Annotated in this window: 27 protein-coding genes and 1 other RNA gene; 13 read left to right on the top strand and 15 right to left on the bottom strand. The window is 58.1% G+C overall.

Annotated elements, in window-relative coordinates; genetic code table 11:
* Positions 1–52 precede the first annotated feature (52 nt).
* Positions 53–337, top strand: a complete 285-nt coding sequence (locus BA177_RS10355) for a hypothetical protein (protein WP_156762782.1) — start codon at positions 53–55, stop codon at positions 335–337.
* Between the two features lie 14 nt (positions 338–351).
* On the opposite strand, the gene BA177_RS10350 is transcribed toward BA177_RS10355, so the two are convergent.
* From BA177_RS10350 to BA177_RS10325, 6 genes are all read right to left on the bottom strand, one after another.
* Positions 352–918 carry a YkvA family protein gene (locus BA177_RS10350; protein WP_068615999.1) on the bottom strand — a complete coding sequence of 189 codons (567 nt, stop codon included), beginning with the start codon at positions 916–918 and terminating at the stop codon, positions 352–354.
* A gap of 116 nt (positions 919–1,034) precedes the next feature.
* Positions 1,035–1,415 (bottom strand): hypothetical protein, encoded by a 381-nt coding sequence (locus tag BA177_RS10345; RefSeq protein WP_156762781.1) that lies wholly within the window; start codon positions 1,413–1,415, stop codon positions 1,035–1,037.
* 168 nt (positions 1,416–1,583) lie between these two features.
* On the bottom strand, positions 1,584–1,886 hold the full coding sequence (locus BA177_RS10340; protein WP_068615995.1) for a hypothetical protein: 303 nt from the start codon (positions 1,884–1,886) through the stop codon (positions 1,584–1,586).
* Positions 1,887–1,970: 84 nt separating this feature from the next.
* The gene (locus BA177_RS10335; protein WP_068615993.1) at positions 1,971–2,285 is read right to left on the bottom strand and encodes a hypothetical protein; all 315 of its coding nucleotides are present in this window, start codon (positions 2,283–2,285) and stop codon (positions 1,971–1,973) included.
* Between the two features lie 105 nt (positions 2,286–2,390).
* Complete coding sequence (locus BA177_RS10330; RefSeq protein WP_231892428.1) at positions 2,391–3,902, bottom strand: AAA family ATPase; 1,512 nt, start codon at positions 3,900–3,902, stop codon at positions 2,391–2,393.
* A complete protein-coding gene (locus BA177_RS10325; protein ID WP_082990029.1) occupies positions 3,890–5,224 on the bottom strand; it encodes a hypothetical protein in 1,335 nt (444 codons plus the stop codon). The genes BA177_RS10330 and BA177_RS10325 overlap by 13 nt, the downstream gene beginning before the upstream one ends.
* 204 nt (positions 5,225–5,428) lie before the next feature.
* Here BA177_RS10325 and BA177_RS10320 point away from each other — a divergent pair, with 204 nt between their 5' ends.
* Positions 5,429–5,788, top strand: a complete 360-nt coding sequence (locus tag BA177_RS10320; protein ID WP_197492978.1) for a C40 family peptidase — start codon at positions 5,429–5,431, stop codon at positions 5,786–5,788.
* 12 nt (positions 5,789–5,800) lie between these two features.
* On the opposite strand, the gene BA177_RS10315 is transcribed toward BA177_RS10320, so the two are convergent.
* The 4 genes from BA177_RS10315 to typA form a co-directional block, all read right to left on the bottom strand.
* Positions 5,801–6,496 (bottom strand): hypothetical protein, encoded by a 696-nt coding sequence (locus BA177_RS10315; RefSeq protein WP_082990027.1) that lies wholly within the window; start codon positions 6,494–6,496, stop codon positions 5,801–5,803.
* Positions 6,483–7,175, bottom strand: a complete 693-nt coding sequence (locus BA177_RS10310; RefSeq protein ID WP_068615990.1) for a hypothetical protein — start codon at positions 7,173–7,175, stop codon at positions 6,483–6,485. Before BA177_RS10310 ends, BA177_RS10315 begins: the two co-directional genes overlap by 14 nt.
* Positions 7,176–7,349: 174 nt before the next feature.
* On the bottom strand, positions 7,350–8,348 hold the full coding sequence (locus BA177_RS10305; protein ID WP_068615989.1) for a serine/threonine protein kinase: 999 nt from the start codon (positions 8,346–8,348) through the stop codon (positions 7,350–7,352).
* Positions 8,345–10,168 carry a translational GTPase TypA gene (gene typA, locus BA177_RS10300; protein WP_068615987.1) on the bottom strand — a complete coding sequence of 608 codons (1,824 nt, stop codon included), beginning with the start codon at positions 10,166–10,168 and terminating at the stop codon, positions 8,345–8,347. The genes BA177_RS10305 and typA overlap by 4 nt, the downstream gene beginning before the upstream one ends.
* A 128-nt stretch (positions 10,169–10,296) precedes the next feature.
* Between typA and BA177_RS10295 the strand changes: the two genes are divergently transcribed.
* From BA177_RS10295 to BA177_RS10270, 6 genes are all read left to right on the top strand, one after another.
* Positions 10,297–11,781, top strand: coding sequence for an HAD-IB family hydrolase (locus BA177_RS10295; RefSeq protein ID WP_068615985.1), 1,485 nt, complete (start codon positions 10,297–10,299; stop codon positions 11,779–11,781).
* A gap of 119 nt (positions 11,782–11,900) precedes the next feature.
* A complete protein-coding gene (locus BA177_RS10290; RefSeq protein ID WP_156762780.1) occupies positions 11,901–13,628 on the top strand; it encodes a hypothetical protein in 1,728 nt (575 codons plus the stop codon).
* A 194-nt stretch (positions 13,629–13,822) separates the two neighbouring features.
* Complete coding sequence (locus BA177_RS10285; protein WP_068615981.1) at positions 13,823–15,706, top strand: TonB-dependent receptor plug domain-containing protein; 1,884 nt, start codon at positions 13,823–13,825, stop codon at positions 15,704–15,706.
* Between the two features lie 470 nt (positions 15,707–16,176).
* Entirely contained in the window at positions 16,177–16,911 is a 735-nt protein-coding gene (locus BA177_RS10280) for a hypothetical protein (protein WP_068615979.1), read from the top strand.
* Complete coding sequence (locus tag BA177_RS10275; protein ID WP_068615978.1) at positions 16,908–18,074, top strand: M48 family metallopeptidase; 1,167 nt, start codon at positions 16,908–16,910, stop codon at positions 18,072–18,074. The genes BA177_RS10280 and BA177_RS10275 overlap by 4 nt, the downstream gene beginning before the upstream one ends.
* A gap of 5 nt (positions 18,075–18,079) precedes the next feature.
* Positions 18,080–18,700: a hypothetical protein gene (locus BA177_RS10270; RefSeq protein ID WP_068615976.1), complete on the top strand. Its 621-nt coding sequence runs from the start codon at positions 18,080–18,082 to the stop codon at positions 18,698–18,700.
* 180 nt (positions 18,701–18,880) lie between these two features.
* Here BA177_RS10270 and BA177_RS10265 read toward each other — a convergent pair whose 3' ends face one another.
* The 3 genes from BA177_RS10265 to ssrA all read right to left on the bottom strand — a co-directional run bounded on the left by BA177_RS10265 (position 18,881) and on the right by ssrA (position 21,654).
* Positions 18,881–19,288: an ExbD/TolR family protein gene (locus BA177_RS10265; RefSeq protein WP_068615974.1), complete on the bottom strand. Its 408-nt coding sequence runs from the start codon at positions 19,286–19,288 to the stop codon at positions 18,881–18,883.
* A 434-nt stretch (positions 19,289–19,722) separates the two neighbouring features.
* Positions 19,723–21,024: a tyrosine-type recombinase/integrase gene (locus BA177_RS10260; protein ID WP_231892427.1), complete on the bottom strand. Its 1,302-nt coding sequence runs from the start codon at positions 21,022–21,024 to the stop codon at positions 19,723–19,725.
* 269 nt (positions 21,025–21,293) lie between these two features.
* Positions 21,294–21,654, bottom strand: a transfer-messenger RNA (tmRNA) gene (gene ssrA, locus BA177_RS10255).
* Between the two features lie 203 nt (positions 21,655–21,857).
* On the opposite strand from ssrA, the gene BA177_RS10250 reads away from it, so the two are divergent.
* On the top strand, positions 21,858–22,190 hold the full coding sequence (locus BA177_RS10250) for a winged helix-turn-helix transcriptional regulator (RefSeq protein ID WP_068615970.1): 333 nt from the start codon (positions 21,858–21,860) through the stop codon (positions 22,188–22,190).
* Positions 22,191–22,729: 539 nt separating this feature from the next.
* Positions 22,730–22,864 (top strand): hypothetical protein, encoded by a 135-nt coding sequence (locus tag BA177_RS19020; RefSeq protein ID WP_257739158.1) that lies wholly within the window; start codon positions 22,730–22,732, stop codon positions 22,862–22,864.
* A gap of 272 nt (positions 22,865–23,136) precedes the next feature.
* Here BA177_RS19020 and smpB read toward each other — a convergent pair whose 3' ends face one another.
* Complete coding sequence (gene smpB, locus BA177_RS10245; protein WP_068615968.1) at positions 23,137–23,610, bottom strand: SsrA-binding protein SmpB; 474 nt, start codon at positions 23,608–23,610, stop codon at positions 23,137–23,139.
* A 137-nt stretch (positions 23,611–23,747) separates the two neighbouring features.
* Here smpB and BA177_RS10240 point away from each other — a divergent pair, with 137 nt between their 5' ends.
* Genes BA177_RS10240 through BA177_RS10230 form a run of 3 tightly spaced genes read left to right on the top strand, consistent with a single transcriptional unit; the run spans position 23,748 to position 25,947 of the window.
* Positions 23,748–25,145 carry a sodium-dependent transporter gene (locus tag BA177_RS10240; protein WP_068615967.1) on the top strand — a complete coding sequence of 466 codons (1,398 nt, stop codon included), beginning with the start codon at positions 23,748–23,750 and terminating at the stop codon, positions 25,143–25,145.
* Positions 25,146–25,183: 38 nt separating this feature from the next.
* Positions 25,184–25,627 (top strand): type II toxin-antitoxin system RatA family toxin, encoded by a 444-nt coding sequence (locus BA177_RS10235; protein ID WP_068615965.1) that lies wholly within the window; start codon positions 25,184–25,186, stop codon positions 25,625–25,627.
* Complete coding sequence (locus BA177_RS10230; RefSeq protein WP_068615963.1) at positions 25,624–25,947, top strand: RnfH family protein; 324 nt, start codon at positions 25,624–25,626, stop codon at positions 25,945–25,947. Before BA177_RS10235 ends, BA177_RS10230 begins: the two co-directional genes overlap by 4 nt.
* 27 nt (positions 25,948–25,974) lie before the next feature.
* Here BA177_RS10230 and BA177_RS10225 read toward each other — a convergent pair whose 3' ends face one another.
* Positions 25,975–26,301: an outer membrane protein assembly factor BamE gene (locus BA177_RS10225; RefSeq protein ID WP_068615960.1), complete on the bottom strand. Its 327-nt coding sequence runs from the start codon at positions 26,299–26,301 to the stop codon at positions 25,975–25,977.
* Positions 26,302–26,333 lie beyond the last annotated feature (32 nt).

Raw genomic sequence — 26,333 nt, 5'->3', positions numbered from 1 at the left:
GGCAATTTTATCGGAATCCGTACTGCTGCCCGTAGGGGCGGAAGCTATTGTTATGCGTCCACTTACCGTAATTACCGGCATTATTTTCGGCTCATGCGCTTCAGTTGCAATCAGTTTGATGGCGGTATTGCTCATTTTTCTGATCCTTGGCGATGATTACCCGAGACTTCAGTACGAATTTCGCGGGCTGGTATCCAGTTTGCTGATATTTCTAGCTATGACCGCGATTACTGCGTGGAGTTTCTATTCAATGGTAACTAACCATAAATCCCGCAAATTCGCGCAGGCCGCAATGTGGCTGGGGCTCTCCGTTGTGGTCTTTTATTACTGGCCGTAGTTCAGCCAGCTCGCCTAGAGAAGTTTGAGCGGGCGTGGGCGCCCGGGCTCATTGTTTTTTTTCCGTCGCCGGCGCATGCGGGACTGGAGTTCCTTGCGACGCTCCTCGAGCCATTGATCGCGGGTCACGTCGGTCGTCTTGGCTTTGATGCTGGTGCGCGGTGCCATACGTTCCCGGTAATCGCAAAAATCCCGGTAGGCATCCATTTCGTGGCGTAACTCGCGAACCACCAGTTCGATCATGATGGCATCGTCGAGAAAGCCCAAACCGGGCACGTGATCCGGGATGAGATCCTCGGGATCCCGGAAATAAGCCAGCGCATTGAGCACACGCGCCGACTCCGCCGCTGGCAACCGCCATTCATGGTCTTCCAGCATCTGGATCATGATGGCCAGCCGTTCCAGGCGCTCACTGATGAACTGGGGCACTTGCACTGCCGCCACCTCGCGCAGCAAGTTCTTGGCGCTGGCAACAATATCTTCAGGACTGAGTGTGGCTGCAGCCTTGCTTGCCTCGTTCATGATGAGACGGAAGTGCTGCAGGTCGCTCTCTTCGAGCTCGAAAGTAACGCGCAGGGTCATGCGAGTAGCTCCGGGTGCGGGGCGAGCAGACTAACGTCCGGCACCGGAGGCCGTCAACGCGGCCTGCGGGCTTTTTTCAGCGTCGTTTCAAGGCCAGCGGTCAGTTGCGCTGCGAACTATTTGCGGAACCGGCTGTTCCAGGACTGAGACCGATCAAACCGCCCGGTATTGTAGGGGTCGATACCGTCGTCTTCCTTGATTTCCAGCGAGTCCGGGTCAATGATTTTCAGGTTGTCGTGGGTTCCGGAGTCTTCACGGATATATTTGTTTCTGACCAGGACGTTCTTGCCCGGCCCGGCTTCTTCAATGCGTCCGCCGATTTCTGCTTCGAAATGCAGGTCTTTTTTGGCGGCGGGCTTTTTCGTTTTCTCGGGTCGGGTGGCTTTACCTGCGCGCTCGGCAAGCGGGCGCACCCGAACGGCCGTCTCTCTGAAATCCGGCTCGGGCGTACGGCGAGCGTTGATCAGCTCGCGAAGTTTCGAAAGTAGTCTGTGCATAGTGGTGATGGACGGTGTTGGGTCAACGCAGTTCAATATTTCGGCACGGACAGTCGAGCCATTGGGAATCATGCAACAGGGTTTACATAATTGCCATGAAACTTGGTCTAAATGCTTGTTTGAGAAGTAGAAAATGTGAATCGTGTCACATTTGAAAGCCGCATGCAGTTAGCCCTGGCGAGTCGCCGGCAGTTGTCTCCTGCGAAAGGCTTTGATCGTCATGCGCAGTGTTTGCAGCAATAAATAGGGAGACAGCACCAGGAATATCACCGCCCACTGGCCCTGTAACAAGCCGGTCAGCAAGGTCTTGTGGAAATCGCTGTACTCCCCGCCACCGTAAGCGCCGAACACGACGTGGCCCACCGCATAGATGGCGACCGGGAGGATGGTGATTCCGATAAACAACAGAACGCCGAACAGAATGGTTTCGTTTCGCCAGCGCAGGGCGGCGCTCTTGTTCGATGTAGACATGGATCATTGCTCGATGGGGCTTTGAATCGCCAATCCTATCGGCCCAGTCCGGTGGGTCAAGCAATTGCCGTGATCGGCAGGGGGTTATTGCGGGGTGTCGTCTGCTGCCGTGCTATCGGACGATTCCTGGCTTTGCTGCTTTCTGCGGCGCAATACAACCAGCGAGAGGTGCAGACAAGCGGCTGAGAACAACAAGTAATGCGGTAGTACCCAGAACCAGTCGCTGATATACAGCGTCGCGAACAATGCGGCGAAGCCGGAACTCAGGTAGAAGTAAGGCAGGGCATCGTAGACCAGCCGCGGCAACCAGATTTTGCGCGTCGCGAGTTTGCCTGCCCTGGAAACGAACACGCGGGTACTCGAGAGGTCCTGCGCTTCATTGGCTGTATTGATTAGCATTCGTCGGAATCGGCGGCGGTTGAAAGTGTTGCCTACCTTAGCGAAACGTGCGTGCAGGTTCCGTGATTGCGCTCACAAATCGCGGATGGGTACTACTGCGAGGTGCTAGTTACAGGGGACTGTACGGCCTTTCGCCCATCGACGCAGCGCCAGCAGTTTTTCCTGCATCACGACAGACAGCGGCCGGGTAGCCGCAACTTCAGCCAGCAATATGGGGGTGGTCAGGGCTGAATTCTGAGCGTGTGCCGCGTACAGCGCGGAAACCACGATCTGCTCCAGCTCGGCGCCTGAAAAGCCCTCGGTGGCGGCCGCCACCGCATCCAGATCAATGCCAGCGCCGGGCTGCTCGCGTTTTTTAAGGTGAATGGCGAGGATGGTTTGTCGGACCTCGTGATCGGGCAGGTCGACGAAAAATATTTCGTCAAATCGGCCTTTGCGCACCAGCTCGGGCGGCAGAGCGCTAATGTCATTGGCGGTGGCGACAACAAACACCCGGGATTGTTTGTCCGCCAGCCAGGCGAGAAAGCTGCTGAGTACGCGTTGCGTGGTACCCGTTTCGCCACCGCTGCCGGCCAGGCCCTTTTCAATCTCATCAATCCACAGAACGCAGGGTGCCATGACATCGGCGGTCTGCAGTGACTCACGAAGGTTGCGTTCCGTTTCACCGTGGTACTTGTTGTAGAGCGCGGCAAAGTCCAGCCGCAACAAGGGAATGCCCAGAATACCGGCGGTCGCGCGGGCTGCGAGGCTTTTGCCGCAGCCCTGCACGCCGATCAGCAACACACCTTTCGGCGTATCGAGGTGAGCCGTCTGGGTCGTGTGTGCGAAGGCCGGTTTGCGTTGTGCCAACCACCTCTTCAATTTGTCGAGCCCGCCAATGTCGGCGAATTGCCGGGTGTCGTACTCGAAGTGCAGAGTGCCGCCGCGGTTAAGCAGTTCGTACTTGGCCTGCATGACTCCGGGCAGGTCGCTGTGGGTAATGGCGCCGTCGACAAAGATGGCATTGCGGGCAAGTTGTTCGGTGTCGCCCTCGGTCAGACCAGCCAGGTTTTGGATTAACAATTCGTAAGCGTACGAATCCGTCTTCACAGACTGCCCTGGGTGTTGATCGACGTACTCGCGCGCAACCCGGCGCACGATGGCTTCCCGTTGCGTTTCGTTCGGCAAGGCCATTTCAAAGCGTGCAGCGTAGGCTTCAAGTTCTTTGGGCAGGCTGATCTCGTGACTGAGCAGAATCAGTTGCCGCGCATTGGTCGCGAACGTGATGCAGATATCTTTGAGCAAGCGAATATTGACCGGGTCTTTCAGGTACGGGTGAAAGTCGAGCAAGACGTAGACGCCCGCTTTGGTCACTGCCCGAATATGCCGTAAGGCTTCGGTCGGTTCCGCATTGTGCAGTTGCGGTTCCAGCGAAATGTCGAGGCGCTGCAGGCCATCGGTAACGGTCCATCGAAACAACGGCAGGTGCTCGCTCGCAAAGCCTTTTAGCGTTATCGCCTTCAGCATCTCGAGTACCCGCGGTTCATCGCGGGTCTCAATGGTGACAAGCGGCGTGCGCGATCGAAGTATCAGCTCGAGATCGCGTTGCTGATCCTGACGGTGCACTAGAGCTTGCACCCGCGCAGATTCCGCGCTGATAACGCCTTGGGCATCGAGCCGTGGATTTCGCTGGCGAGGCTGCGCAATTCGGTGACACTCACTTTGCTGTCGGCGGCAACCAGGTTGCGCAGCAGATCATCGAGTGGGTCGCCACCGCTGCGGCGCAGTTCTTTGTGCAATGCGGCGATGATGCCGACGGCGCGCGCCGTGGTCGCGCCGGTGGATTGCGGCGTGCACAGCGATTCAGCACTTTCGCCCCATTCCACGAGGTTCTCGATTGCGGTATCAAAGCGTTTCTTCGAGATACTGCGACTGCGTCGCAACAGTTCCAGTGAGTAATATTCGGCAAAGCCTTCAACGATCCAATCCGCACCGGGCCCGGCACTGAAGCGGGTTCCCAGGTGCAGGATTTCATGCAGCAGCGTGCTTGTTGCATTCTCGCTGATCAAGGGCAGCTCCGCGTGCAGAAAGAGTGAACGTGGTCCGGACAATCCGCCGCGCCACATGTTTTCGCCAGCGCTGATGATAGTCAGGCGTGACGGGAAGTCCGGCAACACGCCTTTCAAGTGGGGCAGTGTCCAGTGCAGGAGGGCAAGCAGATCCAGCCGTCGTACGGCGTGCCCGGCAGGTCCTCCGACGAGTACGCGGACGCCAGCAATGGTTTCGATCCGCACTCCAATTTTGCCGAGCAAGATCCAGCCGGTCGGCCGGTCAAAACGGCGTTCCGGATTCTGCACGCGGTAACGGCCAGCGCGCTCGGCATACTGAGTCAGCGATGACCACTGTTCCGGCAAGTCGAACTGCAAATAGGTGCGGCTTTGCGCACCCTTCAATGCCCGGGTACGGGCGGGCGGTATGATGTCAGAAGCGCGGAACACCGCCCAGTCGGCATCCAGCCAAGCGTCGTAGGTGGCGTTGTCGCGTTGATGATTGATGCTGACGGTCCAGCGCAAATTACCGCCGTCGCGCGGCGGAGACCAATGCAACTCTTTGCCCTCTACTGCGATTTCGCCGTCACCATGAAACCCGCTGAAATTGTCGCCGGGCAAATCCATGCTCAATTGCCGGAGCATGCCACGGGTCTGACTCACGGCCATTTCAACTTCAGCACTGTGGGAATCGGGCAGCGGCCGAACTGTGTAGACGACGTCGTAGATGCGTTCTCCGCTCGCGTCAGCAGCCAAGGCCCCGCAGGCGTAGCCGCAGATCATTACAGCGGCAACTGCGATGCGGCGACGCCACGCTGACGAGCGACAAGGGTCGCTGTCGGCAACCGCTGGTTGTCTGGTCGGAATGTCCTGTCCTGGATTGCCATTCATGCCGGATTCAGTCTGCTCCATGTATGCTTGTCCGTCAGTGAGGCCGAAGTGTTTCATATGATCTTGCAGCCAGCCAGTTTTGCCCGGCTTATCGTCATCGTCGTCTGCAGCGCAGGCCTGTCTTCTTGCGCGGGACACACACCGCAGCCGCGGACTGATCGCCCGGTGTCGCCGGCTCCTGTCGCAGCCACTCCCGCTCCTGGTGAGTCGGCCCCTGTGCGCTCAGTGGGCGAACGAGCTGCTGTCGTCGCTGTTCGCCAGGTCGGCATGCCGTATCGGTATGGTGGTGCCAGCCGCGATGGTTTCGACTGCAGTGGCCTGATTCAATACGCGTACAAACAGGCCGGCGTGACGGTTCCGCGTACGACCGGCAGCCAATGGCGTGGCCTGCGAGCGATCGATCGCGACGATATGCAAGTCGGTGATGTGCTGTTTTTCCGCATTCGCGGCAGGATGTCGCACGTGGGCATGTACCTTGGCGACGGCCGGTTCGTGCATGCACCGTCAAGTGGTCGGGAGGTTACGATTGCAGCGCTGGATTCGCCGTTCTATCAGCGTGCTTTCATTCGGGCCGGTCGGCCCTGAGTGATGTAAAGCTCAGGCGTCTTCGTCAACGATGAACAGCTTGAGTTGATCGGACAGACCTTTGCAGGCTTTGGCCTGGGTTCTTGCAAAGAGCGGTATCGGTACAATCACGGCAGGCAGGAATGAAGTACCGCTGAAGTCAGCGCTGACGGTACCGGCATCCTCGAGACCTGACAGGTCCCAGACCGAGGCTTCGTAGTTGGCGTCATTTTGCCACCAGGCAAACCCGAAGCAACCACCACCGCCGGGGCCCGCTGCGCACGACAGACTGCCGCCGCCGGCGACGCGATCTGTCTCGCCATCCAGCCAGACTACGTAGCGTACGCCTTTCTTGGCGATTGCCTGCTGCACACCTGGCCGCGACATCAGGCTGGGCAAGCCTTTGGTATCGGCCGGAGCGGTGCGCGGTTCAAACCAGGGGAACAGTGCATCAACAAATTCCTGATTGGGAACCACGCGCAGACCGCCGGAGCCCCGTCCGATGGCATCGCCGACGCAGGAAATGAATTTGCTTTCTGTCTCATTGCCGAGGTGGTAGCTCTTCGCCATGATGACAATGCCTTCGCCGGCATTGATGCCGGTGCCGACCTGCCGGGAATCTTCGACCCGCGATGTCACGCAGGCGCTCAGGGGCAGCAACAACATGCCGAGCAACAATCGTTGCCACGCGCCTTGCAGGCGGCTAGCACTGAAATCAACCGGGTTCATCGGGATCGACCTCCGTTGCGGTGGTTTGCTGCGCGGCCGGCGTCAGCGCCGGTTCCAAGGCGGTCGGGCTGGTGGCAGGCGCTGCTTTCTTGCCAAGCTGGCTGATGCCAGTGGCTTTGTCCATTTGCAGAATGACCAGTGCGGCGGCATCGCGCATCGCCAATACGGCGGCACGTTGCAGTGCATCGTCGCCGCCGAAGGTGGATGACTGACTTTTCCCATAGGCACTGATCGGCCAGTTCGCTATCTGAGTTCCGGCGTCATCAAAGATCTTGATTCGGTAACGAATCCACACGGCAAACGCGTCAGTCTGGCTTTGTTCCGGCACCGAGAATTCAAACGCGTCGATACCGGGTTCGATCAATGCGTCCACGCCGAGAGAGGCGGGATCGGTATTGGCGTCTATGATCTGCATGTTGGCGAACATTGCGCCGAACAATTTGGTGAACAGCAGCTTGTTCGACTTGCCGAGATCAATCGTCCAGGTCTCTTTACCGATGACGCGCTCTTCGTGGACGAAATGTTCGAATGACTCCGGGTAGCGCACGGCAACACTGATTGGCATTCGTGCAACGAGCGGATCAGGAATTCTCGGGTCGTTCATTGCAACTTGCGAGCTGCACCCTTGCAGAGTGATCAGCATCAGCAAGAAAATACCTGAATAGAGCCGTACTGACATCAAATCCCCGAGATTGCGGAGAGCGCATTACACCGCTGGTTATTCGTTCCTTTGAGCCATTTGGGCGGGCTTAGTTCCACTCTGCACCATCTGACTCTGACGTTTCTGACTTTAGACCGGGTCCGGTGGATTCGCAACAGGGCGATTTTGCAGCCGGATATGGGCCGAGTGCGGCTAGGCGTACCATGCCAGTGGCGGCTCTTGAATCAATGCGGTTTGCTCACGCAGGCTCAGAACGTGCTCGTCCCAATAGCGGCGGGAATTGAACCAGGGAAATGCCTGTTTGAAGGCCGGGTCTTCCCAGCGACGCGCCAGCCAGGCGGCGTAATGCATCATGCGCAGGCTGCGCAGGGCTTCAATCAGGTGCAGTTCGCGGGCGTCAAACTGGCGAAATTCCTGATAGCCCTCGAGCAGAATGCTTAGCTGCGGCGTCTGCTCGTCGCGGTCGCCGGACAGGAACATCCACAAGTCCTGAACCGCCGGCCCGGTGCGGGCGTCGTCGAGGTCTACGATATGCACCCGGTCTTCCTGCACGAGAACATTGCCGGGGTGAAAATCAGCATGTAAACGGAACTCGCGAACGGCACCGGCACGGTCAAATGCCGCTTCGATGTTGTCAAACAGGTGGTCCGCTATGCCGATGTAAACCTCTTCCAGTTCCTCAGGAATGAACTGGTTGTCGAGCAGGTAATCGTGCGAATCGATGCCATAGCTCTCGATGTCCACGTGCGGCCGGTGCCGGAACTCGGAACGTTCCCCTTGCAGGTGAATGCGGGCTACCAGCCGACCGATCTGGCGCAGTAAGTCGTCGTTGTCGAGATCCGGGGAGCGCCCGCCATGGCAGGGTGAAATCGACACCCGAAACGGCCCGTGGTGATGCAGTGTCGCACCATGAATCCGCAACGGCGCGACTACCGGGATATCGGCTGCCGCGAGTTCCGCCGCAAACTCATGTTCTTCTTCTATCGCCTCGTCGGTCCAGCGGGCTGGCCGATAGAACTTGGCTACGACCGGCGCGTCACCCTCGATACCAACCTGATAGACACGGTTTTCGTAGCTGTTGAGTGCCAGCATGCGGCCATTGCAGTTGAAACCGAGACTTTCCAGGGTATCGAGTATGTCGTCGGGTTGCAGTGCCTGATAAGCGAGTGCGCTGTCGTCGCTTTCGCTCATGCCCGCAGTCGCGAATCCCGCTTGCGTTCGTTCTCACTTAGTAATTTTTTGCGCAGGCGGATGTTATTCGGTGTGACTTCGAGCAGTTCGTCGTCGTCGATAAATTCCAGCGCCTGTTCCAGTGAAAAGCGGATCGGTGTCGACAGCACGATGTTCTCATCGTTGCCGGCCGCGCGAATGTTGTTCAGCTGCTTGGCCTTTGTCGGGTTCACGACAAGGTCGTTCTGCCGGCTGTGGATACCGATGACCCGGCCTTCATAAACGGGTTCACCGTGGCCGATGAACAGCTTGCCGCGTTCCTGCAGATTGTAGAGTGCATAGGCCAGTGCCTTGCCCGTTACCATGGAAATAAGCACGCCGTTGTTACGTTGGCCGAGCGATTCAGCAATGTGCCGGTCGTATTTTTCGAACACGTGATAGATGAGGCCGGTACCGGACGTTGCGGTCAGGTACTCGGTTCGAAAGCCGATCAGACCGCGGGTAGGGATACGGTAGTCAAGTCGCATGCGACCTTTGCCGTCGGATTGCATGTTCAGCAGTTCGCCTTTGCGTTCGGCAATGCGTGACATGACGCCGCCCTGGTAGGCTTCTTCAAAATCGACGGTCAGTTGTTCCCACGGTTCCTGCTTCACGCCGTCCACTTCGTGAATGATCACCTCCGGGCGCGATACGGCAAGTTCAAATCCTTCCCGACGCATCGTCTCGATCAAGACGGACAAATGCAGTTCGCCACGGCCCGACACACGGAACTTGTCGGGGTCGTCAGTATCGTCAACACGCAAAGCAACGTTGTGCTTAAGCTCCTGTTGCAGCCGCTCGCGAATCTGGCGGCTGGTGAGGAACTTGCCGTCCTGACCAACAAACGGCGATTTGTTCACCTGGAAGGTCATGCTGATGGTGGGTTCATCAACCGCCAGCGGTGGCAGTGCTTCCGGGTGGTCGCGTGGGCACAGCGTGTCCGAAATATTCAGATCGTCGATGCCGCTGAACACGACGATGTCGCCAGCGTTCGCGGATTCGATCTTGCGTCGTTCCAGGCCGTGAAAACCGTACAGTTCCAGCACCCGCGCATTGCGGGTGCGGCCATCGGCGCCGACCACGCTGACGGCGGTATTGGTGGCGATAGCGCCGCGCTGGATTCGTCCAATGCCAAGCACGCCGACATAGGAATCGTAGGCCAGACTGGAAACCTGCAACTGCAGCGGGCCGTCAATAATGACCGGCGGCGAGGGCACCTTGTCGACGATTTCCTGGAACAGGGGCTGCATGTCGCCACTGCGTGCCGTGGAATCGTGGCTTGCGTAGCCTTCCAGAGCCGAGGCGTAGAGCACCGGGAAATCCAGCTGTTCGTCGGTGGCGCCGAGCCGGTCAAACAGGTCAAAGGTTTGATCCAGCACCCAATCCGGGCGTGCGCCGTCACGATCGATCTTGTTAATGACCACGACGGGCACGAGGCCGCGCGCAAACGCTTTCTGGGTTACGAAACGAGTTTGTGGCATCGGGCCGTCAACGGCGTCAACGAGCAGCAGCACGCTATCGACCATGGACAGGACGCGTTCGACTTCGCCGCCGAAATCGGCGTGCCCGGGGGTGTCGACGATATTGATATTGTAGTCGTGCCAGCGAATGGCCGTGTTCTTGGCCAGAATGGTGATGCCGCGTTCGCGTTCCAGGTCATTGGAATCCATCATTCGATCAGGCATGGCCGCCCGTTCATTGAGCGTTCCGGACTGTTTTAGCAATTGGTCAACCAGCGTGGTCTTGCCGTGGTCGACGTGCGCGATGATGGCGATGTTGCGGAGCTTGGAAAGATCGGACATGGGAATAAGTGCTGTGGCGAAGTGGTCGCGGATTATAGAGAGCGACAGGGCCAATTGATATCTCAGTTGACAATCAAGCCGCAAAAGTCCGGATCTGCGGTAAGCTGCGGGCATTCAGGAGGCAGTCTGTGGCAGCGAATTCGTCGGTCCGGGGCGTATACGGTCAGATTACGCGCGAGGTGGAGCGCTCAGCTCAGGGCCCGGGCAGCATCGCGTTTTTTGACTTTGACGGCACATTGATCTTCGGTTTCTCGATCGCCTCGGTCTTTCGTGAGCGACTTTTTTCCGGGAAATTGACGCCGCGGGACGCCATCGCGCAATTTTTCGGCATGGTGACGCACGGCATTAATGGCAGCGACTATGCGCAGCTGCTCCGCGATGCGGGCCGGACGCTGGCCGGTGTGCGCGAACAGGAATTCATTGATCTTGGCGAGACGGTGTTTCGCAAATACCTTGCGGGCTCGGTCTACCCGGAGTCGCGGGCGTTGTTACGCGCCCATCAGGCGCGCGGCCACACCGTGGCCGTATTGTCCTCTGCAACCCCCTACCAGATAGAGCCAGCGGCACAAGAGCTGGGTATCCGGCACGTGCTATGCAACCACTTCGAAGTCGAAGGTGGCGTGTTCACAGGCGAGATCCGTGAGCCGGTGGTGTTCGCGAAAGGCAAGCTGGATGCGGCACGTGCGTTTGCCGCGGAACGCGGTGTCGAACTGGCTGACTGCTGGTTTTACAGCGACGGCCTTGAGGACTTGCCCTTGTTGGAAGCGGTCGGCAAGCCGCGTCCGCTGAACCCGGATACGACGTTGCGCGAGATTGCTCACCGGCGTGACTGGCCGGTCCGCGATTTCAGCAGCCGTGGTCTGCCTGGATTGAAAGAGGTGGTGCGTACCGGACTGGCGTACGGCGCGTTCTTCTCCGCTGCAATGCAAATCGTGCCGACCTGGATACTGAACCAGTCACGTCGCGATGCCGTAAACCTTGCGGTAACGACCTGGGGCGAGTTCGGCAGTGCGCTCGCTGGTATCGATATTCGTATACGCGGTGAAAACCACGTCTGGGAGCAACGACCGGCCGTGTTCCTCTTCAATCACCAGAGTGCTATAGACGTCTTGATTATCGCCAAGCTGTTGCGCAGGGACTTCACGGCTATCGCGAAACAGGAGATTGCTTTGAACCCGCTGGTGGGGCCGGTATTCAGGATAGCGGATACGGTTTTCGTCGACCGGCGCAATCACGAAAAGGCGATCGAAGCACTACGTCCCGTGGTTGAGTCGTTACGTTCCGGCCTGTCGCTGGCGATCGCCCCGGAAGGAACCCGCAGTAACAGCGACCGGCTGGGTCCGTTCAAGAAAGGGCCGTTTCATATCGCCATGCAGGCAAACGTACCGGTTGTTCCGATCGTTATTCACAATGCCAGCGATGTATTGCCGAAGGGAGCTTTGTTCATTCGGCCGGCTCGGGTCGAGGTCGAGGTCTTGCCACCGATCGCGACGGACTCATGGCGGCCGGAAACCGTGGACCAGCACGTTGCCGAGGTCCGTGGGCAGTATCTTGCCGCGCTGGGTCAGTCCACGGCTGGCGACGAAGCTGTTCCGCTGAAACGCGTCAAGTAATTTAATGAACCGGGACCTGGTACTCGCTGCGTTCGCGCATAGCCGGTATCCTCCTGAACTGCGAGCAGCCTGATTCCGGTTGCAAAACTTCACGCACGATCCATATGGAATGATCTGCCATGCGAGCAACTAACTTCCTTAGAATTTCATGCGTCGCGTTGCTGCTGTCATTGGTAGCAGCCTGCAGCAAGAAGCCCGACGAAATGCCGGCCGCCGATTCGCCGATGCTGCAATACGTGGCAGCCGATACGCCTTATTTATTTGGCGTTCTAAGACCGATGCCCGAAGACCTGGCCGATAAACTGGAGCCGAGGGTCGACAAGCTGTTGCAGGGTTATCAAACACTGGTGCGCGCCATCGCCGTTGATGGGCTTGAGAGTGCAGACATCGCTGACGACGAGGTAGAGGCCAGTCGCGAGCATGCGGCGGTAATCCTGGATAAGATGGCCAACCTGTTTTCGGTATCGGGTTTGCGCAATGCCGGAATCGGGCGGGAATCGACATTCGCAATTTACGGCGTTGGTCTGGCGCCGGTTTTGCGGATCAACCTGACTGACGGCGACGCTTTTGAGCGCACGTTTGCGGAGATCGAAACGGACGCGGGCAGCAAAATGTCGACGGCGCAAATCGACAATCAGGATTACCGGTTTGCCGGCGACGATGAGGCAACGTTCATTCTGGCCAGATTTGGCAATCAACTGGTTGCCACCGTGATTCCAACAGGCATCAGCGATGATTCGCTGCGTCGTGTTCTCGGGCTGACAAAACCGGAATCGTCTATCGCTGACTCCGGAAAACTGGAGCAGATGAGTAAAGAGTACGGGTTCACGGCGCACGGCATCGGCTTTGTCGATTTCAGGCGGATAGCCGATACCTTCCTCACCGAGCCAACGGGCATCAATGCCGAGCTGCTGGAGCGGGCCGAATTCAACAGTGTGTCTTTGAGTGCGGTGTGCAAAGCGGAGTTCTCAGCCCTGGCCGATATTGCGCCGCGATTGCTGACCGGCTACACCGAACTCAATGCAAAGCGCATTGCGTCGAACACGGTGCTGGAACTGCGGAGTGACATCGCCAGCGGATTAACCACTTTGACAGCGCCTGTGCCGGGCCTCGGCAGCGATCACGGTGGCCTGTTCTCAATGGGGATGAGTATCGACTTGCTGGCATTCCGTTCGTTCTACGAGGCACGCCTTGATGCCATGGACGCTGATCCGTTCGAGTGCGGGCTACTGTCAGATTTACAGGCTGGCGTTGCCCAGGGGCGAATGGTCCTCGAACAACCATTACCGCCGGTCGCCTACAGCCTGAAGGGCTTCCTTGCAGTGGTAGACGATGTGCAAGGTGGGAACGTGGCGGCGAAAGTACCACCAAGCTCTATTGACATGCGGTTCCTGTTGGCGACGGACAATGCCGCCGGCCTCGTGGCGATGGGCAGCATATTCAGCCCGGAGCTCGCCGCGCTGAATTTGCAAGCTGATGGCAAGCCGGTTCGTTTTGATTCACCGCTGCTGCAAGCACCGGTCGAACAAGCCTGGCTGGCGATGAATGGCAGCGGCCTGGCATTGGCGGTCGGTGACGGCGGTGATCAACGCTTGTCATCCATGCTTGCTGCCAAAGCGGGCGACCCTGTGCCGTTTTATGCCATGCACATGGATGCCAAACGCTATTACGCGTTTGTAGCCGAAGCAAGCGAGATCCAGCCAGACCAAGACGCATCGCCGGAAGTGACGCAGGCGACCCGCGACATCATGCTGGGCATGAGTGACTTGTTCGATCGGCTATCGCTCGTTGTAAATTTCACCGAGCGAGGTGTGGAAATGCCCAGTGTGGTTACACTGGCGGACTAAGTATTACTGCGCGTTGGCGCGTATTGCCGGCACGTTGTTGCGGCGATCAAATTCGGTACGTTGGCAATTCCGGTAATTGGCGACACGCGGTTACGGCGATAGAGTATGTGAATACGGGCTCTCACGACCGTCTGGTCGGTGAGGGCCTTTTTTTAAGCAGGATTTCTGAACCAAAGGTGAGACCCGAAGTACCCATGAATTACCAGGCAAGATCTGCTCTTAAAAAAGGCGCGGCACTGGCCGTGTTCCTGCCCATACTGAGCCACGCGGACATGGCCAACGAGCAATCCGACGTTGAGGAAGTCTCGACAATCACGGTTTACGGCCAACGTGTCGCCAATAACGACCCGGCCGGCACCTCGGCCTCAGTTGCTACCGCGCTGCGTTACGATCCTCAGGTCGATTTGCAGGCGCGAGGACATGCAGAAGGCCAGGCCGACATTGCCATTCGCGGTGGCTTGTTCGAAAACACGGGATTCAAGCTCGGCGCCGTCACGGTTATGGACCCGCAGACCGGCCACTACGCCGCGCTCGTACCGCTAAACCCTGACGCCTTGTCCGCGCCTGTCATTCTGACCGGCATCGATAACGCGTTGGCAGGTTTCAACGCTGCGGTAGCCACGCTGAACTACGAGTGGCAGCCCATGCACTCGGAACGACGGATAGGCGTCGGCGTCGGTTCGGATTCGTTGCAGTATCGATCAGTAAAGCTGGCGCATGTTTTCGCAGCAGCGCACAGTGATAAGGGCATCGAAGTTGACTACGCAAGTTCCAGCGGCGAGGGCAGTCGCGCATACGGTGATCACGACTTCGAACGCTTCTTTGCGCGCGCTCAGCACCGAACGACCAACACCCAAACCGATTTCGCGATGGGTTATCAGGATAACTTCTACGGCTGGCCCGGTGCTTATACCGGTTTCGCGAACCTGCCGGAAACCGATCATACCCAATCGCACCTGCTGCTCTTCAATCAGCGAATAGGCGGCAAGCAGGATGCCCCTGATACGGCCTACCTGGAATGGGGTGGCTACTACCGGACTCTGGAAAATGACTACGATTTTGACCGCAGAACGACAGAATCTGGTGCACCGGGTGCTTTTGATCATAAGACCCGTAGCTACGCTATTGGCTTGCAGGGCAAGCAGCCGCGCGGCAGTTGGCAGTGGCACTATGGACTGCAATTGTCAGCGGATGAATTGCTGCGCTCAACAGACCTGACTCACGGCACATTTAATTCACGGCGCTATGCCCGCCTCAGTGTGGCGCCGTCGCGCCGTTGGATGATCGACAGCGCAAACCATCTCACCTTGCGCCTAGGGGCAACTTTTGATGCATCGAACAGGGATGACAACGCGCTGTTGCCGCTGCTGGGTTTGACGTGGGCGCATACCGACACGGCAGGAGTGGACAAGATCTCGATTGATTATGCGGCAACGTCGCAACTGCCCGGTTACACGGCGTTGAACTCGGGCGTCAACGGACTGTTCGGCGGCAATCCAACGCTTGGTCGGGCCAGGGCTGACACGCTATCGCTGGCATTCGACCGGCAACGTGCCGAGTGGCACGCCAACGTTACAATTTTCAGCCGTCGCGACGATGATCTGGTTGACTGGACTTACCTGAGTGGCGCGCCTTTCGCGCGTCAGGCAAATGCAGTCGACATCGATGTGGTTGGTGTTGAGCTGGCTTTGTCCCGGCAATGGCAAGCCGTGACACTGGTTGCCGGTTACAACTACCTCGATAAACAGGCCGACTACGGCGTGGGCTCCGTGGATGCAAGTTTTTACGCACTCAACTACGCGCGCCATCGCCTGACCCTGGCCGTCTTGGCGCGACCGAGTGATCGCATCACTCTGCGCTGGGACAATGAGTTGCGTGACCAGGCAGACAATGCCCTCCGAACAGGCAACCACCGCGCCTATGCAACCTCTATGGCATTCGAATGGTCGCCATTGTTCGCCGACAGACTCACTGCCAGCCTGATTGCCGATAACCTCACCAACAGCAATTTTGAAGAGTTCCCGGGAACGCCTGCCGCACGGCGTCGCTTGAGTTTGAAACTGCGTTACCTTTGGTAGCGTCTGGAAGGTGTCAACGAAAAAGGTATGCGGCTTACCCGGCGGTCTTTGGCACAGGTACAGGATTTGGGTGGCTATCTTCATTCGGAACAAACCAAATCGGTCAGACGCCTGTTCCCCGTCGTCAAGGGGCGGGCACAGGTAAGCGCTGAGGCGCTCAGCCTGGAGGGCTCTGCCGAAGGGGCGCTCAGGCGGTACGACCGCTTCTGGTGCCGCCGGCCTGTATTGAGGGAGGCAGAAACTCGTTCCCGGCACCTTTTTCCGCACTTCAGTTTCGCCTGTCAATGGGTATGGAAAGACCATGCACCTGACCACGACCAGCGGACATTGATTTGTCTGCGCAGCAAGCATAGAGTCTCGCTCAGCTCGATTTGCAGTTTCATGCACGACCATCGCAGCGGCAGAACAATAACGCAGCACAGCCGCAAGCCTGACCTTACGTCTTACTGGATCCGGGGGAGAGCGTTTCGATGAGTATCCGGCTGTTCCGAGTTTCACGCGTTCAAAGCATGCCTCGCTTTGCCTTGCTTGCCGGTTGCCTGCTGCTTTTTGCGGGCTGCGCAACGACCAGCAATGTGCAGCAAATATCTCAGCTCACGTCGACAAGAGACAATCCGACGATCCTGCTGATGCCGCCCGACATTCGCTACTACCTGCTGACAGCGGGCGGTATGCAAGAGCCACACGCCGAGTGGACAGAAGCGGCGCAAGCGAATTTTCAGACGGCAATGGCCAGCTACGCTGCGGAGATTGGTACCGACCTCATTGTGCTTGACGACAATGACATGACGCCCGATGAGGTCAGTTACACCAGGCTGCACGGCGCCGTTGGTACGACCGTTCTCTATAATCATTTCGGTTCATTAAAACTGCCGAGCAAAGGCGGCACGTTTGATTGGTCGCTCGGCGACGGGATACAAGCGCTGGGCACTGAGCACGACGCCGATTACGGATTGTTCGTGTTCTATCGGGACGAGCAGCCGAGTGGTGGGCGAGTTGCCGTGGCAATTCTTGCAGCGGCCGCTGGCGTCGCGGCGACTACCGGTCGCGAGTATGGGTTTGCGTCCCTGGTCGATATGAAGACCGGCGATATTGTCTGGTTCAATGTGGTGGCGGCCGGAACGGGTGAAATGCGCGAACCAGACGGTGCGACCAAAGCTGTGCGCACATTGTTCAAGAATCTTCCGGGTACTCAAGTTCAGTGATTGGCTACCGTCGCGTATCCTGCGTCGCGGTCGCAGTGCTGCTGGTATCGCCTGCGTTCTCGCAAGAGATGCCGGAGCACAAGATTCCACCGGGGTATGAGCCGCAGGAAATGCCCGACGAAAAAGGCTTGTGGCTGGAGGTGGAGGAGTACGAGAAATCCATCCAGCAGTCGCCGCTGTTGGTCACCAATCCCGATATTAACAATCATGTGGCAGCAGTCGTCTGCCGCGTTGCCGGCGAGTATTGCGGCGACTTCCGTGTGTACGTGATGCGCAATCCGGGCTTCAACGCATCAATGACGCCAACAGGCATGATGCAGATCTGGACAGGCTTGTTGTTGCGCACACAATCCAGTGATGAACTGGCCGCGGTCGTCGGTCATGAGATTGCTCACTACACGCGCCTGCATACGCTGGAGCGCATGCGTTCCGCACGCAAGAAAATGGCGACGGGTTCTGTTTTTGATATCAGTCTGTTGATTCTGACCGGTGTGAACGCACCGATTGGCCAGATGTCAGCGATGCTCAGCTTATTGGCCTACAGTCGCGAGCAGGAATCAGAGGCCGACCTGCTTGGCGTGAAACTGATGACCGAATCCGCCTTTGATCCACACGCGAGCTATCGCGTCTGGCGACAGCTCATGGCCGAGGAAGATGCGGCTGAAATTAAGCGTCAGGAACCCGGCTTGTTTTCGAAATCGCACCCGGACGCGGATGTCCGGGCGAACGAACTTGAGCAGTGGATTCAGGCAAGGCACGGGCCACCGGACGCCGAGTTCGTGCCGGACGACGATCACCTCGCCATGTTGAATCGAAATTATCTGTTCTTGATGGAAGACCAGATAGATACCAATCGCTTCGGCCGAACAGGGGAGTTGCTGCAGCGACACATGGCGATGGGTATCGAGCCGAGCCTGGTGCGGTTTTTCTATGGCGAGATGTTTCGCCAGCGTGGCCAGGAAGGTGATGAAAAGCGCGCGCTGGACGCGTACTTGCATTCCATTGAAGGCGGCAATGCCCCGGCGGCCGCGTACAAGAATGCGGGCTACCTGTTCCTGAAAGCCGGTGACCGGGAACGGTCACGGCAATACTTTCAGCAGTACCTGCAACACCAACCCGATGCGGATGATCGCGCCATGATCGAGTTCTACCTGGAGGAGTAAGTGTCATGAATTTCCGTCGTTGTATTCTGTCGCTGGTGCTGCTGGTAATGCTCAGTGGCTGCGTCACGACCTTCAAAACGGTCGCGCCCAGCGTGGTGACCGTGGGCGACTTGCAGGTCAATGCAGCATCCGTCTGGAACCGTGCGCCGCCGACCATCCTGCCGTACATGCGCAAAGACGCCGAAGTCTGGACTCACGACGGCCTGCTGCTGGACCGGGTACTCATTATTCCTGCTGTGCCGCAGGGCCAGGCCATGTTCGTCGACCGTCAGGGTCAGGCGGCATTGCCACCGTTCCGCTCTTCGATGCTGCCCAACGAAATCCAGGAAATGACGGAAGTATCGTTGGCCAAGTATTTCGGGGAGGGCGAATCGACGGTCGATGGCCGCAACCTGCGACCGCATCGCTTCGGCAATAGCAATGGCGTGCTGTTCGATATCGAGGCCGCGGTTGCCGACGGACCCGCTTACAAGGGGCTCGTGGGCGCGTTCATTACCGACAGCAAACTCTACCTTTTGATGTACGTTGCGGCTGATCCACACTATTTTGAGAAGCACCGTGCTGAAGCGGAAGAACTCATCAAAGGCGCAAGATTAGCCGTGGCCACGGCAGCGACCGCTGGCTAACCGTTGGCGTCGTGCATGGGTCGGTCTCGGGCGCCGCATGCACGGAAAGCTCGCAGACCACCCGGCCACGGTAGTCGAATGCTGACATCAGCAATGGACTCAATGGTGTCAGGAGCAAGGACCGTCCTTTAAGGGGCCATCGGCTCTGCCTTGCCAGCACTGTCAGTGCTCGAAGCTAATTCAGTCCTTCACCATCGCTATGTCGTAGAGACCTGCGGCCCTCGCAGCGTCCAGCGCAATAACTAACGCCTCGTTGCGCGACTTCGGCGATGCACTGACCACCATGGGAGCATCCGGCGCTTCTCCGCCAAGGCGTTCGAGATTGGCGCGCAGGGCGCGCGGGTCTATCAGTCGTTGGCCTATCCAGTAGCGACTGTCGTCGTCAATTGTCACCAGGATCGTGGTCTCCTCTGTTGGCCGAGCGGGAGCATCCGGCCGGTTCACGGGAATGCCGTGCTCGCGGACAAAGGTGGCAGTGACCAGGAAGAAAATCAGCATGATGAATACGACGTCGAGCATTGGTGTCAGGTCGATGTCGCTGCGTTGCCTGCTATCGGCGGAATCGGCAGGGGGGAGATGGGAGTTCATAGCGGCTGCTCCGGAGGTCCGGTGATTTCCCGCCTGTCAAAACTATACCTCGAACAACAAGGTAAATATACGCGACCAGCGGGATCGGGCGGCCGAAAGCGCGAAATTCCAAAGCCTGTAGTTTTCCAATAGATTTGGTAGAAGGGTTTGCTACAAATGGTTTAAAAAAGTACTGAGAATTGAGGTAGGTCTGACAAATTCGATCAATAATGCCCCGGAATTTGCCCCGAAAGATGCCCCCAATATTGCCCCCTGAAGACTAATCGAGACTGGTGTTGTCGCGAAAAAAATGGGTAATTAAAACAATGGAATAGCGATTTTATGCGGCAGGTTCACCAGCTCGGTACTGGTAGATTTCACTGTTAGCACCGCAATTCCGCCATATCGCCGGTGAGACGGACGCTGGCCAGGTCGATCCCTGGCTGACGGGGCAGCTAGAAAAGCTCGAAATTCATCTGTGCGGTGACTTCCTGCGTTTTTTTCGTTGGCTTCTTGGCAGCTTTTGGCTCCTTGCTACCCGCTTTAAGGCGATCGAGGTAATCGGCCCAGGCCTGCATCATCTTTTTTCGTTCCCGGAGGTGGCTGGATTTGCTGGCAGGCAGGCCGTATTCCGTTTCCACCGTGTTGCCCAGCTGCTGCTCTATGAGCTCCGGCCGGAAACCGAGGATTTCTCCCAGAATGGTGCGGGCCATTGCCCGGAACCCGTGACCGGTCATCGCGTTCTTCGAGATACCCATGTTTCTGAGGGCGGCTAGAATGGCGTTGTCGCTCATTGGCCTCGAGCTGCTTCTCCCGCCGGGAAACACGTACTCGCTGTGGCTGGTCAGGGTTTGCAGGTTCGCCAGTAGCGGAATCGCCTGCCGGGACAACGGAACAACATGCTCGATACCGGACCGGGCGATAGTGAAACGCCACTCGGCCGTCTTGAGGTCGATTTCCTTCCAGCGAGCCTTCCTGAGTTCACCCGGCCTTACAAATACCAGCGGTGCGAGCTTCAATGCACTGCTGACCTCCGGCGTTCCCTGGTAGGCATCGATGGCACGCAGCAGCTCGGCTACCTGCTCCGGTTTGCTGACGGTGGGGAAAGGTTTGGGTTCTACCTGGGGCAGAGCGCCCCGCAGGTCCGCTGAAATATCCCGCGCGGCGCGACCGGTGGCGAGGGCATAGCGCATGATCTGGCCACACAGGTTCAGGATCCGGTGAGCGGTTTCGAGCGCCCCCCGTTGTTCTATCTGACGGACCGTGCTCAACAACTCCTGCGGAGTTAGCTGCGCAATCTCAATTGCGCCGATCCCTGGGAACACATCGCGCTGCAGGCCACTGATGACCCGTACCGCATGCGCTTGCGACCATTTGGGCTCGTGTTTGGCGAACCACTCGCGGGCCACAGCTTCGAAGCTGGTGCTGCCCGCAGTCTGGCGCAGTGCCTTCTGTGCCTTCCGGGCAGCGCTGGGATCGATGCCGTTGCTCAGTTGCTGTTTGGCCGCATCACGGCGCGTACGGGCTTCGGTCAGGCTGACTTTTGGGTAGACCCCTAGCGAGATGCGCTTTTCTTTCCCGGCAAAGCGGTACTTGAGCCGCCACCATTTGCCACCGGCCGGGGCGACCTCCAGGTAGAGCCCGCCGCCGTCGAACAGGCGTTGCGGTTTTGCGGCGGGCTTGGCGTTAGTGATCGTGGTATCGGTGAGGCGCATCGGGGGCAACCAGGGAGGCGGTGGAATGTCAGGGTCGCGCATGTTGCCCCCGCTTGTGCCTGAATGTCAAAGGCAACAACGGGGGCAACTGAAGGTTGCCGAGTTATGGAAAGTCAGTACTAGCAACGCCTTCGGTATTTCAGTGGATTCCGAAGGGTTCTTGGTTAGCGAAGACGGCGGGAATCGAACCACCATCTCGCAGGATTTAGCGAGGACCACACCTGTCAGCGGCGTACTGTGCCCAAACCCACGCGGGTGGTTGGTGCAGGCGCCGCGAACAAAATGGGCCCCGTCAGGGGCCCAAATTTTGTTGGTGGAGGCGGCGGGAATCGAACCCGCGTCCGCAAGCCCTCCGCTATGAGGTCTACATGCTTATCCCTTCTTTAATCTCACCGTGAGCTACCCGAAGGGCAGGGAAGACTCACGGCCTGCTCAGATTGGATTTAACGGTTTGCGTGCTGAGCACACCCTCCCCGCGGTCCTATGTGGGTGACCCCTGGACCCCGAACGCACAGGCACATCCGGTCAGAGGGCATTCAACTGGTTTTTAAGCAGCTAATGCGTAGTTGTCGTCGTTGGCAACTATAAGTGTTACAGCTGGATTTACGAGGTTATCTGTTCCTCGGCATGCACCCAGAGTTTCGCGACCCACGTCGAAGCCATGTCGCCCCCGGTGTCTATCAGCGCCGGCCACCAGCCGACGCTGTCCACAGTGTAGGGGCGTTTCGGCAAATTACAATCACTTGCCAAGCGAATTGGGTATGAAGCACGACAGCCCGGGATTCCTTGCATTGCCCCAACGCTCAGCTACGCTATTGATATCGAAGCAAAAAACAACGTCGCTACTGTTTGCATAGCAACTAGCTGGAGGCCGCATGAACAAAAGCCCTGGACGTTGGCGACGTCAACCCACGCCGGCGGCGTTTGTCGTTCTGAGTGACCTGCTGGGTCGGCGCTGGGCATTGCGTGTGATCTGGGAGTTGCGTGGCGGAGCGCTGACTTTTCGTGCACTGCAGGCAGCCTGCGGACGGATTTCTCCCAGCGTATTGCAGGCCCGAATACACGAACTATCCCGGCTTGGGATCATTGAGAGGATTCCCAGGCTCGGCTACCGCTTGAGTGCGAGTGGCGAGCAACTGTTTCTAAACCTCGAGTCGCTCTGCGACTGGGCAGCAGGCCCTGAAGTTGCCCCCAAATTAAAATGGTAGGCAACATTAAGTAGGGGGTATAACGTATTGTTCTAAATTAGGTTAAGCGGAACTATGAACCTGTAAACTGCTGCTGCCCGGATCATCGCTTGAGGGCGCGTGCTTAGCGCCTGTGACTGCATTTGGACGCATTACGCGACTGAATCGAAGACGCTGGAGTTGCCCCCACTTGGCGGCGGCAAATGACCTCAACTGAGGCGCGAACTTGCTTGTCTTGCTCCAGTCACTGAGGAGTTCAGCTCTCTGACGTTGGGGCCTTCATGTTCGCCCGAGTGCGGACGGTGAGCCGTTGTCGCTGCACTTCGTGTCACTGTGCGATTGGATCGAAGACGTTGGAGTTGCCCCCAAGTACCGGTGGCAAATGACCTCGACTGAGGCGTGCTCCGGCTTGTTCTGCTCCTGTTACTGAGACGTTAAGCGCTCTGACGTTGGGGGCTTCATGTTCGCTCGACTGCGGACGGTGAGCCGCTGTTGCTGCATTTCGAGTCGCTGTGTGACCGGGCCGAAGGCGCTGCAGTTGCCCCCAACTGAGTGAGTAAATGACATTAAACAAGGAACGTAACGACTTGTTTGGCAATTCCCAGCGGAGGAGTGAAGCTGTCTTCGCTGCCGGGGATGGCGATTGCTCGGGTGCAAGTGGTGAAGCGCTGTTCCTGCACCCGGAGACAGACTGAAACTGGCCTGAAGGATCTGGAGTTGCCCCCAAACGGTCGCGAGTGCCGTTACACAAGGCGAATAACCCTTGCTGCGGGTCGTCATCGGTGGGCGGGTGTAGCTGTCTGTTTCACCGGACCTGGATCGCCCAAGCGCGAGTGGCGAGGCGCCGTTTCTGCGCCCGAACCCGTGTTAGGTCGGGCCCGGACGTCACCGGAGTTGCCCCCAAACTCTCTTCAAATCCTCTTGATTAAGAACATTATGAAAAGTGCCTAAGGTATTGATTTAACAGCTAGGGTCGGAGGATTCTGGCCTTTTGTCGTTCCCAGTCCCGTGCCTTGTCCGTGGCCCGCTTGTCATGTTGCTTCTTGCCCTTGGCCAAGCCGATGTCCACTTTCGCTTTGCCTTTCGACCAGTGCAGGTTCAGCGCCACCAGCGTGTAGCCCTTACGTTCGACGGCACCGACCATCCGGTCCAGTTCGTTTTTGTTCAGCAGCAACTTGCGGGTGCGGGTGGGCTCCGCCGTGATGTGTGTCGAGGCGCTCAGCAAGGGCGAAATGTTGGCACCGATCAGCCACGCCTCACCGTTTTTGAGGTGTACGTAGGTTTCAGTAATTTGGGCGCGGCCTGCCCGCAGGCTCTTGACCTCCCAGCCCTGCAGAACGAGGCCGGCTTCATACGTGTCTTCAATGAAGTAGTCGTGTCGGGCCTTGCGATTCTCCGCAATGCGGGAGTCCGTTTTTCCAGCTTTTTTCGTTTTGCTCATTGCGGTGGCTTGCAACCATCTGCCTAAGGCGGCCGGCGATTATACGGCAGTGAGCCGCGGTCTACACGGTCAAGGGTTGTTGTCAGGGGGGCTGATTTGATCCAGAATCCGGGCCATCGCGGGAGACGAGAATAATAATGCTCACACCGGAAACTAGCGACAACGGCAAACGCAAATCACTGCACGGCCATTGGTCCTCACGCATGGCCTTCATACTGGCAGTGACGGGGTCGGCGGTAGGCCTCGGCAACATCTGGAAGTTTCCGTACATTGCCGGTCAGAACGGCGGCGGTGCGTTCGTCCTCGTCTACCTCTTATGCGTGTTCCTGATCGGTATGCCGGTCATGATGTCGGAAATCCTTATCGGCCGCCGTGGCCGCCGCAATCCGGTGGCCACCATGGCGCTGCTGGGCAAGGAGGAAGGCAGTTCCAGTCACTGGAAATGGGTTGGCAGTCTGGGTGTTCTGGCCGGTGTGCTGATTCTTTCCTATTACAGCGTTATCGGCGGCTGGACGCTGGCTTACGTCTTCAAGAGCGTCAGCGGCACGTTCACCGGCGCCAGCGCCACGGCTGTCGGTGCCGAGTTTTCCTCATTCACCAGCAGTTGGTGGAAGCTCGCCTTGTGCCACACTTTCTTTATGGGGCTCACGGTATTTGTGGTGGCGCGTGGCGTGGAGCGCGGTCTCGAAAAAGCGGTGCGTTTCATGGTGCCGGCGCTGTTGCTGCTGATGTTCACCTTGCTGGGTTACTCCATTAACTCCGGGCATTTCGGCAGCGGCGTTGCATTCATGTTTTCGGCTGATTTCGATGCACTGACCTGGGACAGCGTACTCGCCGCGATGGGGCAGGCATTTTTCACACTGAGTGTCGGCATGGGTGCCATCATGGCCTACGGCGCCTACCTGCCGGAAGAAACCTCAATTACCGGCGCCTCTGCGGCGGTGGTTATTGCCGATACCGGCATCGCGATTCTGGCTGGTTTGGTCATTTTCCCATTGGTGTTCGCAAACGGCTTGGATCCGGCCGATGGTCCGGGCCTTGTGTTCGTCACATTGCCGCTGGCGTTCGGACACATGACCGGCGGCACATTCTTCGCGACCCTCTTCTTCGTGTTGCTGACCTTCGCGGCGTGGACGTCCGCCCTGGGTTTGGTTGAACCTGCCGTTGCGTGGTGCGTCGAGCACTTCAAACGCTCGCGCGCAGAGGCCGCCGTTATTGTGGGCAGCGTTATATGGGTGCTGGGCTTCGCCACCGTGTTCTCGTTCAACGCGATTTCGGGGGTGACGTTCTTCAGAGGAACGTTGTTCGACAACATCGATTACCTGACCAGCAACGTGATGTTGCCGCTCAGTGGCCTGCTGATCACCATCTTCGCCGCATGGGTGATGTGCCGGAACTCCACCTCTGAAGAATTGGGCGGGGCTGGAACCGGCTACCGGGTCTGGCGTTTTCTGGCACGCTTTGTCGCGCCGGTTGCCATCCTGTTCGTGTTCCTCAAAGCCATCGGCGTATTGCCTGAAATGTCTGGTGGCTAGACCGCATTTAGCAGGCACCGTCGGCTGTATGTCTTCTCATGCGTAGCGCTCATCGCAGCGCGCTGGTTCCCTACAGCGCGCAGCAGATGTACGAGCTGGTGGATGACATTGGAGCCTATCCGGAGTTCCTGCCGTGGTGCAGCGACGCGCGCATACTCAACCGTGACGGCGATACCGTGGAAGCGATGCTGGAACTCAACAAGTCCGGCATTCGTAAATCTTTCACGACCCGCAATACGGGGCATCCGTACGAAGGGATAGAGCTGCGCCTTGTTGGTGGTCCTTTTCACCATCTTGAGGGCGGTTGGCGTTTCACCGATCTGCCAGGGCACGGATCCAAGGTCGTGCTCGACATTGACTTTGAATTCGAGTCGACACTGGTTGATGTCATCTTCGGTTCATTTTTCGAAGACACCTGCAATTCGCTGGTTGATGCTTTCACGCAGCGCGCCGTTACCGTCTATGCCGGCGGGGCGACATGAGCGACGACGCCACTGTAGACCTGGAAGTTGAGGTGGTATTTGCCTTGCCGGATCGGCAGGTCTTAAAAGCAGTCACTGTACCTGCAGGGAGTAGCGTCGACGACGCTATCGATCAGTCCGCTATTCGTGCCTTGTTTCCCGACATCGACCTGAACGTGCTTGCGACGGGAGTGTGGGGGCAGCCTGTCAAACGTAGCCAGCTATTGCGTAACGGCGACCGGGTTGAGATTTACCGTTCGCTGTTAATGGATCCGCGTGAAGCGCGGCGGCAGCTCGCAGAGCATGGCCGTGCCATGGGCCAAAAGCCGGCAGACCCGTAACGCCGGGCACGCAGACCCGGGTCGTACTCAAATGTTGGGGCTTAGTTCGCGGTCACGTTCGATCCGCGAAACTGTTTCGCCATCGAAGTAAATGGATACCCAGCGCTTGAAGCTGGCTTTTTCGCGCCCTATACGCAGGTAGTAAACGTAGTCCCAGCGATCGTTGTGAAACGGGTCGCTCACCATCGGTGTGCCGAGCAGAAACCGAACCTGGCTGCGGGTCATGCCGACCTCGACCTGTTCAAGGTCTTCCGTTTTCAGCAGGTTGCCCTGGGAGAGCGGGGCTTGGTAGACGCACGCGCTGGTCAGCGACAGTAGCAGGAAGGCGAACAGTGTCAGGGCTAATCGTTGCATGGGTACTCGAATCAGGTTGGCCGGGGGTTACC

This window comes from Woeseia oceani, assembly GCF_001677435.1.
Lineage (GTDB): Bacteria > Pseudomonadota > Gammaproteobacteria > Steroidobacterales > Woeseiaceae > Woeseia > Woeseia oceani.
This window is presented reverse-complemented; position numbering and strand designations above follow the sequence as displayed.